This window comes from Povalibacter uvarum (assembly GCF_014202975.1).
Lineage (GTDB): Bacteria > Pseudomonadota > Gammaproteobacteria > Steroidobacterales > Steroidobacteraceae > Steroidobacter > Steroidobacter uvarum.
In genome coordinates, this window is the sequence record NZ_JACHHZ010000001.1 from 875,873 (window position 1) to 889,866 (window position 13,994).

General features: G+C 61.0%; 13 protein-coding genes. All 13 read left to right on the forward strand.

Features of this window, described 5'->3' with window-relative positions; translation table 11 throughout:
- Nucleotides 1–87: 87 nt before the first annotated feature.
- On the forward strand, nucleotides 88–2,022 hold the full coding sequence (locus tag HNQ60_RS03795; RefSeq protein WP_184329667.1) for a phage/plasmid primase, P4 family: 1,935 nt from the start codon (nucleotides 88–90) through the stop codon (nucleotides 2,020–2,022).
- 238 nt (nucleotides 2,023–2,260) lie between these two features.
- Entirely contained in the window at nucleotides 2,261–2,605 is a 345-nt protein-coding gene (locus tag HNQ60_RS03800) for a hypothetical protein (protein ID WP_184329668.1), read from the forward strand.
- A gap of 74 nt (nucleotides 2,606–2,679) precedes the next feature.
- Complete coding sequence (locus HNQ60_RS03805; RefSeq protein ID WP_221303999.1) at nucleotides 2,680–3,048, forward strand: hypothetical protein; 369 nt, start codon at nucleotides 2,680–2,682, stop codon at nucleotides 3,046–3,048.
- Entirely contained in the window at nucleotides 3,045–3,281 is a 237-nt protein-coding gene (locus tag HNQ60_RS03810; protein WP_184329669.1) for a hypothetical protein, read from the forward strand. The genes HNQ60_RS03805 and HNQ60_RS03810 overlap by 4 nt, the downstream gene beginning before the upstream one ends.
- Before the next feature lie 225 nt (nucleotides 3,282–3,506).
- Nucleotides 3,507–4,706 carry a phage major capsid protein gene (locus HNQ60_RS03815; RefSeq protein WP_184329670.1) on the forward strand — a complete coding sequence of 400 codons (1,200 nt, stop codon included), beginning with the start codon at nucleotides 3,507–3,509 and terminating at the stop codon, nucleotides 4,704–4,706.
- 776 nt (nucleotides 4,707–5,482) lie between these two features.
- On the forward strand, nucleotides 5,483–6,235 hold the full coding sequence (locus tag HNQ60_RS03820) for a hypothetical protein (RefSeq protein WP_184329671.1): 753 nt from the start codon (nucleotides 5,483–5,485) through the stop codon (nucleotides 6,233–6,235).
- Nucleotides 6,236–6,310: 75 nt separating this feature from the next.
- Entirely contained in the window at nucleotides 6,311–6,982 is a 672-nt protein-coding gene (locus tag HNQ60_RS03825) for a DUF4145 domain-containing protein (RefSeq protein WP_221304000.1), read from the forward strand.
- Between the two features lie 415 nt (nucleotides 6,983–7,397).
- A complete protein-coding gene (gene rimP / locus HNQ60_RS03830; RefSeq protein ID WP_184329672.1) occupies nucleotides 7,398–7,847 on the forward strand; it encodes a ribosome maturation factor RimP in 450 nt (149 codons plus the stop codon).
- Between the two features lie 26 nt (nucleotides 7,848–7,873).
- Nucleotides 7,874–9,382, forward strand: a complete 1,509-nt coding sequence (gene nusA, locus HNQ60_RS03835) for a transcription termination factor NusA (protein WP_184329673.1) — start codon at nucleotides 7,874–7,876, stop codon at nucleotides 9,380–9,382.
- A 145-nt stretch (nucleotides 9,383–9,527) separates the two neighbouring features.
- Nucleotides 9,528–12,080 carry a translation initiation factor IF-2 gene (infB, locus tag HNQ60_RS03840; RefSeq protein WP_184329674.1) on the forward strand — a complete coding sequence of 851 codons (2,553 nt, stop codon included), beginning with the start codon at nucleotides 9,528–9,530 and terminating at the stop codon, nucleotides 12,078–12,080.
- Nucleotides 12,081–12,092: 12 nt separating this feature from the next.
- Entirely contained in the window at nucleotides 12,093–12,560 is a 468-nt protein-coding gene (rbfA, locus tag HNQ60_RS03845) for a 30S ribosome-binding factor RbfA (RefSeq protein WP_184329675.1), read from the forward strand.
- Between the two features lie 2 nt (nucleotides 12,561–12,562).
- Nucleotides 12,563–13,498 carry a tRNA pseudouridine(55) synthase TruB gene (gene truB, locus HNQ60_RS03850; protein WP_184329676.1) on the forward strand — a complete coding sequence of 312 codons (936 nt, stop codon included), beginning with the start codon at nucleotides 12,563–12,565 and terminating at the stop codon, nucleotides 13,496–13,498.
- 160 nt (nucleotides 13,499–13,658) lie between these two features.
- Nucleotides 13,659–13,928, forward strand: a complete 270-nt coding sequence (gene rpsO / locus HNQ60_RS03855; protein WP_184329677.1) for a 30S ribosomal protein S15 — start codon at nucleotides 13,659–13,661, stop codon at nucleotides 13,926–13,928.
- Nucleotides 13,929–13,994 lie beyond the last annotated feature (66 nt).

Below are 13,994 nucleotides of genomic sequence, written 5' to 3' on the forward strand. Positions count from 1 at the left end.
ACCGAGGCTCGCGAATGCAATCTGAGGTCGTTAGATGCCGAGCAGACCGCTGCGCTGTGGCCCGCGTGCAAGAGCGAATCACTTTTGGTGCCGTATTCGGACGACTACGGTACTGCGCGGATCGCATCGCCGCCGAATGGCGACGACAAGTTCCGATCTACAACCGGAGCGATTCAGCTATTCAAGCCGCGTAACCTGCGAGCCAAGAAGAGCAAGTCGCTGTACATCATCGAGGGGCCGATCAAGGCCGTCGCCGCTGCCGCACAGGGATTGGACGTGCGTGGCATCGGTGGATGCTGGAACTGGCAACGCCATCGGCGGCCGATACCTGGTCTGCGCAAGCTGCGTGTCGGCGACCGATCCGTCATACCGGTATTCGATGCCGACATCACGGAGAACAACAGCGTACTACTGGCCTATCTGCTTCTGGGTGACTGGCTCCTGAAGCAGGGTGCGCGTGTGAAGCATCTGCGCATCCCGAGCGCCAAGGGACGACACACCGGCATCGATGACTTCCTGGCGTCTAAGGGTCTCGGTGCATTCAAGAAGCTCACCCGGCATGACTGGGATAGCGAAGAGTTGGAACGGCTGCGCACGTCAGTCATGCAGACGACGGAAGGCGGTCTCGCTGCGCGCTTCGTGATGAGCTATGCCGACGACGTGCGATATGACCCCAAGGAAGATGAGTGGTTCTGTTGGAACGGGAAGCTCTGGGTACCGCAGGCGAGAGGGAGACCGGCCGATGCAGTTGAGGCGATGAAGGCGGAGGTGCGTCGCATCGTTACCGAGGCCAACGCAGTGCCGAATGCGGAGCGTCGAAAGCGAATGCTCGTATGGGGTGCGAAGTGCGACAACAACGGCACCGTCAAGGGCGCGATGGCGCTGGCCAGCACGGACATGCGGATTCGATTGAACCGGGCCAAGCTTGATAGTGATCCGCACTTGCTCGGCACAGCGAATGGAGTTCTCGATCTGCGCACAAGGCAGATCGTCGAGAGCAATCGAGACGACTATGTCACCCGCAGAGTGGTCGTGCCCTACGATCCCGATGCAAAGTGCCCGACGTGGAAGCGGTTCCTAGCGGACGTGCTCTGTACAGCGGAGACCGTGACCAGAGGTAAGAAGCGCACGACGAGATACCGCACGCACTGGGGTCTAGTTAACTTCATTCGCCGCTTCGCAGGCTATCTCCTGTATGGCGGCAATCCGGATCGCCTCATCTTCTTTCTGTATGGCGAGGGTCGCAACGGTAAGAGCGTGTTCATCGAAACGCTGCTCGAACTGATGGGCGACTACGGTATCGCAGCCAAGTCCGAGCTGTTGATGCAGAACGGAGCGCTGCGCGATTCCGAGAGCGCCCAGCCCTTCATGCTGCGTCTGCGTGACACGCGCTACATCACCGCATCGGAAGTCAAAGAAGGGATGGCGCTTGATCCTTCCACTGTAAAGACACTGACCGGCGGCGATGTGATGACGTGTCGCGGTCTGCGGTCCTTGCCCGTTCAGTTCACCGTGCTCGGTAAAGTGGTCGTGCGCTGTAACAACCGCGTCGTTATCGACGGCGGCGATCAGGCGTTATGGGATCGAGTTGTAGAGATTCCATTCAATCGACGCATTGCGGACGCAGAGCAGGACAAGAGCCTGCGACAGAAGCTGCGTGCCGAACTGCCCGGCATTCTGGCTTGGGCGGTTCGAGGTTACGCAGACTACGCCGACGAGGGAGCACTGAAGCTGCCCGCAATCGTTCGCAAGCAAGTAGCCGATTACCGCTACGCAATGGATTCGCTTTCGCAGTGGATGGACGAGTGCGTCCAACTCGATACCGCTGCCAAGACACTCAGTAGCGACGTGCGGTCGAGCTACGAAAGATGGTGTGAGCGGCAGGCGATGGAGCGGCAATCGGTGATCGTTCCCGTATCGAGACTAGAGCTAAACAAGAAACTCGAAGCATCAGGCTTCGTGAGGAAGGAATCGCACAGTCAGACCAAATGGTTCGGTCTGCGACTGAAGGTGGCGGAATGAATCAAGGGTGGCGGTGGGCGGCATGGGTGCTTGCGATGGCATTTACTCTCTATATCGATCTCTTAAGCAGCAAATGGCAAATGAAGCACCCGCGCCACCACCACCACCAACGCGATTTCGGGAGGGGAGTGATGGACGCTAGAGCGTCGCGTTTCGAGGAGCCCGCGTCAGGTGAATTTTGTCGCGCCGGTCTTTCTCTGGGACGTCAAATATCCAATCAGCTTTTGAGGAGAAACCATTGAGCAAGCTCGCACTGGCAGCCGCGCCTCCGAAACCGGGATTGAGTCCACCACCTCCCGACGATTTGCGCAAGGAAACGAAAGCGCTGTGGAACTCACTGGTGAAAGGCTTTGGCCTGTATGACCCGGCCTCCTTGAGCATCCTCGCCGATGCGCTGCGTGCCGACGACGCCATCGCCGAGCACCGGGCGGTACTGCAACGCGCGGGGCGCCGCGGCAAGAAAGATGCGCGTGGAGTGCGTCGAGCCCATCCGAGCGAGAAGCAAATTGTCGAGCTGACGAAGCTGAAGCTCAGTTGCTTTCGCATGCTGAAGATCGACTTCGCGCCCGGCGGACGACGGTGAGCCGCTTCTATCGCACATGGATGAGCCACGACGGCGGCAGTCACTACGACACTCAAGCTATGACGGAGAGATACGTGACACGCGATCTCCACGAATGTCGTCCAGCCCACTCACTACCAGAAGGCCAGACCGCCGAGAACCACATTCCGGAGGGTGTCGATCACTGGTACGCGCTGATCCTTCTCGCCGACATGACGTTGCGCGGTGATCGAGCGCGACGTGTATGGGAGCGCCATCGCGAAGCTGCGATAGCGGAATGGATCAAGGTGGCCCCAGGTACGCGCCCGAAGTTCTGGTGGACGTACGACGCGCCGGAGCCACTGCCCAAGGGCGAGTCGCAAGCCGCGTATCTCGCAAGACACAACCTACTTACGCCTGTCGAGAAGCGAAGGCTTCCGCAGGCCGCACGTGAACTGAAACCGCAACTCAAGGTGATTCAATGAGCATCGACAAAGATCAATTCCGCGATGGGTTCAAAGCCCGTCTGCAATCACTGGCAGAGGCCGCCGAATCGAAGGCCGTACTGGAGCCGCTCGACATCGGCGGCATCTTCCTCGCCATCGGTACAACCATGCTGTCCCGCCAACTCGGTGAGGAACAGACCATCAAGTACCTGCGTGAGCTGGCCACCGAATACGAAACGACGAAAGCGGCACCTGCCAGCCAGTTGAACTGACTTCCAGTCCACGCAATCGCTGCGTGTCGATTCCGTTGGTTGCCAGCGTGACGCTGTGCGGCCGGTCGTTCGTGATGAACGAGAGCGGAGTGTCGACGTGCTTCGAGCGCGAGGACGAACCGCATGAGTGTGGCGAGGAGATGTGCCGCACCGTGCGAAGCCTTACTGCGATGCCAGTCGTGACGCTGGCGCGGGAGGAATCATTACCTCTTTGGAGTAATCGCAATGCCAAGTGCAATTCAACAGATGATCAGCCGTGTCGAAGACATCGCTGAGAGTTTTCAGAAGTTCAAGAAATCGTACGATGAGCGCGTCGAGGACATCGAAAAGCGACTCGGAGATCGCGTCGATGATCTGGACGAGCGAGTGACCGGACGGGAGGCGCTGGAAGCGAAGGAAGGCGCGCCGCATCCGTCACTCCTGACGGGCGGCGCTTCCGAGGCGAAGGCTCGCAAGGCGTTCAACGAGTACCTTCACAAGAACGATCCCAGTCTGCTGGCGGAGTTCGAGTCGAAGGACTTCAGCATCGCCGGTGGTGTCGCCACCGGATCGGCGACGGTGCCCGAAGTTATCGCTTCGATGTTGTATCAGCGTGCGGTCGATGAGGCTCCGCTGATCAACGAGGTCACCGTGACTCCGTCGAGCACCGGCGACTACAAGCGCAACCAGAATCGCAAAGGAATGGAATCTGGTTGGGTCGGTGAGACGGATACGCGTACCAAGACCGGCACGCCGACGCTGCGTCTCACGACTCCTCCGGGCGGCGAGGTGTACGCCTACCCGAAGGCGACGAGCTGGAGCGTGCAGGACAGCATGTTCGATCTCGGCTCACTGCTCATCGGCGATGCGGGTGAGGAGTTCGGCTCCAAGCTCGAGGACTCAATCCTGTTCGGCAACGGCACCAACAAGCCGGAAGGCATGTTGTACGTGACGCCGACCACGCAGACCGATGCGAGCAATGCGCGTGCGGCGAACGTGCTGCGGTATGTCACCGCGGTCGGAAGCCCGAACACGTTGGACGCCGACGTGCTCATCAACGCGTTGTTCGATCTCAAGGCCGCATACCGCCGGAACGCGGCATGGGTCATGAACTCGGTGACGCTGGCGTACTGCCGCAAGCTGAAGGACTTGGAAGGACGCTACATCTTCACTGAGCCGAACAACGATCCGTCTGCCCCGGATGGCCGCATCTTCGGCAAGCGTGTCGTGACCAGCGAAAAGATGCAGGACGTGGGTGCCGGTGCGGGCAACTTCCCGATTCTGGTCGGTGACCTCAAGCGTGGCTATGAGCGTGTGGACGTGGGCTCGATGCTCATCACGCGCGACGACAACATCACCGAACCGGGCTTCGTGAAGTGGTACATGCGCCGTCGGCATCTGGGACGCATCCTGGATAACGACGCGGTGCGTGCGATCCGCACGTAACTAGTTGCTGGAAGCGCTGCGTTCTTCCAATCGCGCAGCGGCGGGGTCAGTCGTGAGTGCCCGTGCATAGAAATAACCGCGACCGCCGACAGACGAATCTCCTTTTGCTGTGATCCGTGTCGTCGTGGTCGGCAGCTCGGGGCGTGGTCTTACTCCACGGATCACGCCCCGTAGTTTCTGCCTTAGATTGCGTGGAGTCGTTGGAGTACGCAGGGTTGTGTGTGTTTGCGTTGTGATGCGTGTGTTTGTGTGTGTTCGCGTTGTGACGCGTGTGTTTGTGTGTGTTCGCGTGGTGATGCGTGTGTTTGTGTGCGTTCGCGTTGTGATAGATGGCTCAACATTGAGCCACATGAAGGCGCCTTCACTGACAGTAGAGCATCTGTCTAGAAGACAGAGAGTCATCTACGCAAACTGGACTTGAATTTGACGAATCGCTCAGTATCTTTGGTGACCTGCGCTCCCGCTTCGTTCGGAGTAGCTCGACGCCCGGTTAACGAAACTGGGAAGGCGAATGGTTGACTCAACAACCAAGCGGCCAACGGCGATGACGAACGGCACGAGCCGACACCGCGGTTACCCCTGACCAATGACGTCTACGGATTTCAGATTGCAATGCAGGTGGCGGGGTGGGGGCGCAGCGCTTTCATGTCTAGAGCAAGATCGGAAACAGGGACGTTGCAGCTTTGTCAGCATAAGGGACGTACTGTGGCTTCGATGGAAATCCTGACGCGCGCGTAGGCCGCGCAAAGAACAACACTCAGCACGAAGGACGATACATGCCGGACCCCGTAGTTCCTTTTTACCTAGACTGGAAGTTCTGGTCTTTCTTCACCGCTGCATTGGCACTGCTGCTCTCGCAGCTACCACCTATTCATCATTGGTTCCGCAGTTCGAAGATTGTCGTCGACACGTACACGATGATTCATGTGACGCACAAGATCGGCAATCCGAATGCGCAACTGCAGCTGAGCGTACGAAACACTGGTCGAAGAACGGTGCGGATTCTCGGCTTGGAGCTTCGGTTCAAGCGCGGGGACTCGGTGTTCGTGCTGCCTGCAATCAATGCGGCGGAGCTGCAGAATGATCGGCCGGTAATGTTGGGTTCTTTTCGACTGAAGGTCGACGAGGAATGGTCACGTATCGTGAACTTCTTTCCCATACTCTCGCGGCAGGATGATCGATCCCTTAGATTGGCGATGAGTCAGATTCGCGCGGATATCGTCAGCAAGCGCGCTGGCTTGCCTCAGAATGCTCCAGAAGTGGCGGCGGACCAGGCGGTCGTGGCGCCCTTGCTTGCAATGTTCAATTCCAAGTTCTGCTGGCTACCCGGCGAGTACGATCTGGATTTGGTTGTGAAGACAGAGCCCGCGGGTGTGGCCGACACGATGCGGCTCAGGTTTACGTTGTTCGAGTCCGATTCGGATGAGATGGAGAAGTATGCCGAGAAGTATCAATTCGGGTATGACCTGCTAATGAATCACGCCGATCATCAAGGGATACTGGCAAACATATCGCCTCGCTCTGCGTAGACAAAGAAGAATGGAGGCTGCGACGCTATGGCAATAAAGCCATTCAACTGGTTGTGCCCGCACTGTCAGCACAACGTGACCATCTCCGATAACCTGTATTCGGAGGACACACACTACTTACATATCTCTAATAGCTCCGGCCAGCTCGCACTGAGGAGCAGATTTTTTGTCTGCCCTAATCAGGAGTGCAGGAAGGTAACGCTTAAGGCGGCTCTGTACCTCTGGGAGCGTCAGTACAACGAGAACAGGGTACAGACTCCTGCACAGAAGCACTGGGACCTTGTCCCATCTTCCGACGCGCGACCGTTTCCGGAGTACGTGCCCAAGGCAATCCGTATTGACTATGAGGAGGCGTGCCTCATACGCGCTCTGAGTCCTAAGGCGGCTGCGACACTCGCTCGCCGTACCCTTCAAGGGATACTGCGCGACTTCTATGGCGTTAAGGCTGGTCGACTCGTAGACGAGATCGAGTCACTCAAAGCGAAGATGGATCCAGAGTTATTGGACGCGATCCATGCGGTTCGAAAGGTGGGCAACATAGGAGCCCACATGGAAGCCGACATAGATGTAATCGTGGACGTCGATCCCGGTGAGGCGCAGCTGTTGATAGAGCTGGTCGAGACAATGATCGAGGAAACCTATGAGCGCCGCGAACAACGAAAGACCAGACTCCAGAAGGTCACGGACCTTGCGGCGGCGAAGGAGCAGGATCGCAAGGCTGCTCCCGTGAAAACCCCCAGTCCCTGAGCGGGTACCGGCTCAGCATAGGGTTGCAACCGGGGCTCCCAGCACCCACTCAAGGGTCTACCCGGCCGCTCAGGGGCCGTCTGAGGCGTCGGGTAGCCCCAAAACCGGCGGTTGTGCTAGGCAGCGCATACATTTACACTGCGCGCCCTCTGAGCGGACCGGCCTAGCGCACCCGCACCCTTACCGGTAAGCCGGGGGGTGTAGGGCAAAGCGGGCCCCCGCTACCACTTCCTTCCAGGACCCAGGTCCTTCAAGGAGTTGAACAGAGGCCCTGCAGACGAGGGCCAAAGGACGCCGGGGCGGGTCCGTGGTGGACACGCCGGCGAGGAAGGGATGATCGCGAGAATGGGCCTTGGGCCCATTTTTCGTTTCTGGGACTGGGAAAACGGGCCATTTGAACGACGGAGGTGACCGGATGCTGCGAGACCAGCTGATCGAGCTGCTGCAGCCTGTCGTGGTCAACCTCGGTTACGAGTTGTGGGAACTCGAGTACGCGGCCCGTTCGGGCGGCGGTTTGCTGCGTTTGTATATCGATTCGCCCCAGGGGATCACGCTGGAGGACTGCGAGCGCGTCAGCCGCGCCGTCAGCGCGGCCATGGACGAGGACGATCCGATCACCGGCCAGTACACGCTCGAGGTGTCGTCGCCGGGTCTGGATCGGGTGCTGCGCACCGCGGAGCACTTTGCCCGGTTCAGCGGTGAGCGGGTGAAAGTCGAGACCACGAATGCCATCAACGGCCGCAAGCGGTTTGCGGGACGCCTGACGGGCGTCAGCGATGGACAGATTGCGCTGGAAATCGAAGGTGGCCTGATCCGGCTGCCGATTGACGGAATACACAAGGCGCGGGTTGCGCCGGAATCCTGACCGGGACCAACGCCGGAGTTCGCACGATGAACAAAGAAATTCTGATGGTCGTGGATGCCGTTTCGAACGAGAAGGGCGTCGACAAGGAAATCATATTCGAGGCGCTCGAAGCGGCGCTCGCGTCCGCCACACGCCGCCGGCATGGCGAAGGCATCGACGTGCGCGTGTCCATCAATCGCAAGACCGGTGACTACGACACGTGGCGTCGCTGGAAGGTCTTTGCCGACGATTCGACCGAGCTCGAATTCCCCGAGAGCGAACTGCGTCTCGAAGACGCGATCGATGTGTCGAAGGAGGCGGAAGTCGGTGGCTTCGTCGAAGTCCCGATGGAGTCCGTGGCCTTCGGACGCATTGCGGCCCAGACGGCGAAGCAGGTCATCGTGCAGAAGGTGCGCGAAGCTGAACGCGCGCAGGTCGTCGATGAATATCAGAGCCGCGCCGGTACGCTGGTGTCCGGCATCGTGAAGCGCGTCGATCGCAATGGCGTGTTCGTTGACCTCGGCGCGAATGCCGAGGGCTTTGTGCCGCGCGACCAGATGATTCCGCGCGAGCCGATTCGTGCGCAGGACCGCATCAAGGCTTTCCTGAAGGAAGTTCGCTCGGAGCCGCGTGGCCCGCAGCTGTTCCTGTCGCGCACCGCGCCGGAATTCCTGATCGAGCTCTTCAAGCTCGAAGTGCCGGAAGTCGGCCAGAGCATGATCAATATCCTCGGTGCGGCCCGCGATCCGGGTGTCCGCGCCAAGATCGCCGTGAAGAGCAACGACAGCCGCATCGATCCGGTCGGTGCTTGCGTCGGTATGCGCGGCTCGCGTGTGCAGGCCGTCTCGAACGAGATCGCCGGCGAGCGCGTCGACATCATTCCTTTCGACGAGAATCCCGCGCAGTTCGTCATCAATGCGATGGCGCCCGCCGAAGTCGTGTCGATCGTCGTCGACGAAGATTCGCACTCGATGGACATCGCGGTGACGGAAGAGAAGCTGTCGCAGGCCATCGGTCGCGGCGGCCAGAACATCCGTCTTGCGAGCGAGCTGACGGGCTGGGAACTCAACGTGATGACCGAAGCTGCCGCCGTCGAGAAGAGCGAAGGCGAGTCGCGCAAGCTGGTCGAGCTGTTCCAGAAGCAGCTCGACGTGGATGAAGAAGTTGCACAGATTCTGGTGAGCGAAGGATTCTCGACGGTCGAGGAAATCGCCTATGTCCCGGCTTCCGAGCTGGCGGGCATCGAGGAGTTCGACGAAGAGATCATCAAGGAGCTGCGCAACCGTGCTCGCGATGTGCTGCTGACGCAGGCCATCGCGAGCGAGGAACAGATCGACGGCGCGGAGCCTGCACAGGACCTGCTCGAGGTCGATGGAATGGACAAGGAGCTGGCGCTCGTGCTCGCCAGCAAGGGAATCGTGACCCGCGAAGATCTCGCGGAACAGGCCATCGACGACCTGATCGAGATCGACGGCATCGATTCGGATCGCGCCGGGGCGTTGATCATGGCGGCGCGCAAGCACTGGTTCGATTCCACCGCGGGCCAGCAGGCCTGAAGAAAGGAATACGACCGGGTATGTTGATCTCGCCCCGAAGCAACGATCTGAGCACTGAACTCACGTGCAGCAAGCGCGCTTGCGCTGCATGCATCCTGAGTGCTCGCGTGCAGGTGGCGAAGGGCGAGGAGCGGGAGGGCGGTTCATGGCGGATGTGACAGTCACTCAATTTGCCGAGGTACTGAAAGTACCGGTCGAGCGTCTGCTGACGCAGCTCGACGAAGCTGGCATTCATGTGTCCGGCGCCGATGCGACCATCAGCGATGAAGCGAAGATGGAGCTGCTGACGTTCCTGCGCCGTTCGCACGGCCGGACGACCGAAGCGACATCGCCGCGCAAGATCACGCTGCAGCGCAAGTCGCAGGGCGAAATCAAGGTTGCCTCGGCGCAAGGTCGTGCACGCACGGTCAACGTCGAAGTGCGCACCAAGAAGACGTATCTCAATCGCAGCGCCCTGCAGCAGCCGGCCCGCCCTCAGCCCGAGGAAGCCGAGCCTCCCAAGCCTGAGGTCGTCCAGACCGAGGAAGAGGTACGGCAGGCCCAGGAGCAGGCCGCCGCAAACGAAGCGAAGCAGAAAGAAGATCAGCAGCGCGAAGCAGAGCAGCGCGAAGCTTCCATGCGCAAGCGCATGGAAGATGAGGCTCGTCATCTCGCCGAAGAAGAAGCCCGTCTGCGCGCCGAGGAAGAGACGCGTCGCCAGATCGAGGCGCGTATCGCCGAAGAGCGCAAGCAGGCTGCTGCGAAAGTCACGACCGAAGCGCCGAAGCGTCCGGAAAACCGCGACAATCGCGAGGCCAAAGGCTTCCAGCGCACCGAACTGCACGTGTCCAGCGATGCGAGTGCACGCTTCAAGAAGAAGAAGCAGCACCAGCAGCAGTCCAAGTCGCGTCGTCCTGTGCAGGTCAACGTGGCGAGCCAGCATGGCTTCGAGCGTCCTGCCGCACCGGTGAAGCGTGACGTTCAGATCGGCGAGACCGTGACGGTCGCCGAGCTGGCACAGCGCATGGCCGTGAAGGCGAACGAAGTCATCAAGGTCATGATGAACATGGGCGTGATGGCGACCATCAATCAGCCCATCGACCAGGACACCGCGGTGCTTGTGATCGAAGAGCTGGGTCACAGCGCCGTCGTCGTGAAGGAAAATGCGATCGAGGACGAACTGCAGGTCACGGATTCGTCGCATGAGCTGACGTCGCGCCCGCCGGTCGTGACCGTCATGGGTCACGTCGACCACGGCAAGACCTCGCTGCTCGACTACATCCGCCGCACGAAGGTCGCTTCGGGCGAAGCCGGTGGCATCACGCAGCACATCGGCGCTTATCACGTCGAAACACCGAAGGGCACCATCACCTTCCTGGATACGCCGGGCCACGCCGCGTTCACCGCGATGCGTGCACGTGGCGCGCAGGTGACGGACATCGTCATCCTGGTCGTCGCTGCGGATGACGGCGTCATGCCGCAGACAGCGGAAGCGATCCAGCACGCTCGCGCAGCTGAAGTGCCGATCGTCGTCGCGGTCAACAAGATCGACAAGCACGACAAGGATCTCGACCGGGTCAAGAACGACCTGGCGAAGCACAACGTCATTCCGGAAGAGTGGGGCGGCGACACGCAGTTCGCGTATGTGTCCGCCAAGACCGGTGAAGGTATCGATGCGCTGCTCGAAGCCGTACTGCTGCAGGCGGACGTGCTGGAGCTCAAGGCTCCGCGCGATGGTCTCGCCGCGGGTGTCGTCATCGAGTCCACGATGGAAAAGGGTCGCGGCGCCGTTGCAACCGTGCTCGTGAAGCGCGGCGTGCTCAAGCCCGGCGATCCGATCATCGCAGGCCAGGAATTCGGTCGCGTTCGCGCGATGTTCGACGAGACGGGCAAGGCCGTGGAAGAAGCCGGACCTTCGCTGCCGGTCGTCGTCCTCGGTTTGTCCGGTGCGCCAAATGCCGGCGACGATCTGCTGGTAGTCGAGAGCGAGCGCAAGGCTCGCGAAGTCGCCCTCTATCGACAGGGCAAGTTCCGCGACACCAAGCTGGCCAAGCAGGGCCCGGCGAAGATCGAGGACATGATGTCGCAGATGGGCGATGGCAAGACAGCCAGCGTCCAGGTCGTGCTGAAGGCGGACGTGCAGGGCAGCGCGGAAGCGCTGCGCGATGCGCTGACCAAGCTCAGCACCGACGAGGTGTCGGTCAAGGTCGTGTCGAGCGGCGTCGGCGGTATCACCGAGTCCGACGTCACGCTGGCGCAGGCTTCGAACGCCCGCATCATCGGTTTCAATGTTCGCGCCGACAGCTCGGCCCGCAACATGATCAAGGAGTCGGGGATCGACGTTCGCTACTACAGCGTCATCTACGAAGCGATCGACGATGTGCGCAGCGCCCTCTCGGGCATGCTCGCTCCGGAGGTCAAGGAACAGATCGTGGGCCTCGCGGAGGTTCGCGATGTCTTCCGCTCGAGCAAGTTCGGCACGGTCGCCGGCTGTATCGTGGTCGACGGCTACGTGCGCCGGAACAATCCGATCCGCGTGCTGCGCGAGAACGTCGTGATCTTCGAGGGTGCGCTCGAATCGCTGCGTCGCTTCAAGGACGACGTCAACGAAGTTCGCGCCGGTACCGAGTGCGGTATCGCCGTTCAGAACTACAACGACGTGCGTGTCGGCGACCAGATCGAATGCTTCGCCCGTTTCGAGGTAGCGCGCACGGTCTAGTGCGCTGAAACGATGCCGAAGCGGTCGAAAAGCAGCAGCAAGGCGTTTCCACGCCACCGTCGCGTCGCGCAGCAGATCCAGCGTGCGCTCAGCGATCTGATCCGGCGCGAGATCCGCGACCCGCGCCTCGGGATGCTGACGCTGACCGAGGTCCGGGTGTCGAGCGATCTCAGCTACGCGACGGTCTATTACTCTGTTCTCAACGCGAATCGCGAAGAAGCGCACGAAGTGCTGATTGCAGCGGCCGACATTCTTCGCGGGCCGCTCGGTCGCGCGCTGGGATTGCGCCATGCACCGGAGCTGCGCTTCGTGGCGGATGAGCTCATCGAGAGCGGAGCGCATCTGTCCGCGCTCATCAGCAAAGCGGTCAACGATGATGTCGCGCGTCATGTCGATGAACCCGAGGCCGACGAAGCCGACGAGGCGGGCGACACCGACGACGACGAGCAGGACGACAGCGAAGAGTCCGACCGGCGCTGATCATGTCGCGCCGCTTTCATCGCGACGTCGACGGCATCCTGCTGCTCGACAAGCCGCTGGGCCTTTCATCGAACGCTGCTCTGCAACAGGCGCGTGTGCTTTTCGGTGCGCGCAAGGCGGGACATGCCGGCAGCCTGGATCCGCTCGCGTCCGGTTTGCTGCCGATTTGTTTCGGCCAGGCCACGAAGGTGTGCGGCCGGTTGCTGGATGCGAGCAAGACCTACCTGGTCGACGTTCAGCTCGGTGCCCGGACGGAATCGCTGGACTGCGAGACGGAAGTCATCGAGCGTGCGCCGGTGCCCGCGCTGGACGACGCGGCCGTGGACAAGGTTCTGGAAAGTTTTCTCGGTGAGCAGGATCAGGTGCCGCCGATGCATTCGGCGCTCAAGTTCCAGGGTCAGCGCCTGTACGAACTGGCGCGGCGTGGCGAATCGATCGAGCGAACCCCCCGGCGGATCACGATTCATTCGATCCAGCGACGCCGCCTCGAAGGCGACCGTCTCGAGTTCGAGGTGAGCTGTTCCAAGGGCACCTACATCCGGTCGCTTGCGGCGGATATCGCCAGCCGCCTGGGAACGCTGGGGTATCTGGCCGGGTTGCGGCGGTCTTCGGTCGAGCCTTTCGCAGGCTTGACGATGTACACCCTCGAACAGCTCGAGACGAGCCGGTCGCGTGACGGCCAGGCGGACCTCGACAGGCTGTTGCTCGGAGCCGACTTTGCCTTTGGCGAGCTCGGCCCGGTGCACCTGGACGGCGAGGCCACCCGCGTCCTGCTGCTGGGGCAGCCTGTTCAGGCAATGGAGCCTGCGGGACCGGGGACCGCCCGGGCCTATGACCCACAGGGCCGCTTTCTGGGCCTCGTTGAGGGACAACCTGATGGCCGGGTCAGGCCAGTCCGGCTGTTCGTGGCGGTTGTCGACCCCAGCCCGCCAGCGTGACCGGCAGCCCGAGGCCTGCCCGGCCGTTCCGGGCATCGCGGTCTTCGCGTAGGCCTCGGATTTCACGGGTTTTTGGCTTGAGATCGATCAGGTCGCGCGAGTAGAATGCGCGGCTCTTAAAACGGCCCCCAAACTGAAACGAATTTAGGACTGAAGCAAGATGTCATTGTCGACCGAGCAAAAGGGCGGAATCGTCCAGCAATATCGCCGCAACGCGAACGACACCGGTTCGCCGGAAGTGCAGATTGCGCTGCTGTCGGCGCGCATCAACGAGCTGGGTGATCACTTCACCTCGCACAAGCGCGATCACGCATCGCGTCGCGGACTGCTGAAGATGGTCAATCAGCGCCGCAAGCTCCTCGACTATCTCAAGAACAGCGCGCCCGATCGCTATCAGACGATCGTCGCCAGCCTCGGTCTGCGCCGCTGATCTTCCGCACGGATGACGTCCCAATGCCTCGGTCATTGGCGGTCATCCGGCTCCCCGACAACCCAG

Excerpts from the sequence above, each read along its gene's own strand:
- rbfA (WP_184329675.1), top strand. The coding sequence starts at position 12,093 with ATGCCGAAGCGGTCGAAAAGCAGCAGCAAGGCGTTTCCACGCCACCGT.
- rpsO (WP_184329677.1), top strand. The coding sequence starts at position 13,659 with ATGTCATTGTCGACCGAGCAAAAGGGCGGAATCGTCCAGCAATATCGC.
- truB (WP_184329676.1), top strand. The coding sequence starts at position 12,563 with ATGTCGCGCCGCTTTCATCGCGACGTCGACGGCATCCTGCTGCTCGAC.
- HNQ60_RS03815 (WP_184329670.1), top strand. The coding sequence starts at position 3,507 with ATGCCAAGTGCAATTCAACAGATGATCAGCCGTGTCGAAGACATCGCT.
- HNQ60_RS03820 (WP_184329671.1), top strand. The coding sequence starts at position 5,483 with ATGCCGGACCCCGTAGTTCCTTTTTACCTAGACTGGAAGTTCTGGTCT.
- infB (WP_184329674.1), top strand. The coding sequence starts at position 9,528 with ATGGCGGATGTGACAGTCACTCAATTTGCCGAGGTACTGAAAGTACCG.
- HNQ60_RS03810 (WP_184329669.1), top strand. The coding sequence starts at position 3,045 with ATGAGCATCGACAAAGATCAATTCCGCGATGGGTTCAAAGCCCGTCTG.
- rimP (WP_184329672.1), top strand. The coding sequence starts at position 7,398 with ATGCTGCGAGACCAGCTGATCGAGCTGCTGCAGCCTGTCGTGGTCAAC.
- nusA (WP_184329673.1), top strand. The coding sequence starts at position 7,874 with ATGAACAAAGAAATTCTGATGGTCGTGGATGCCGTTTCGAACGAGAAG.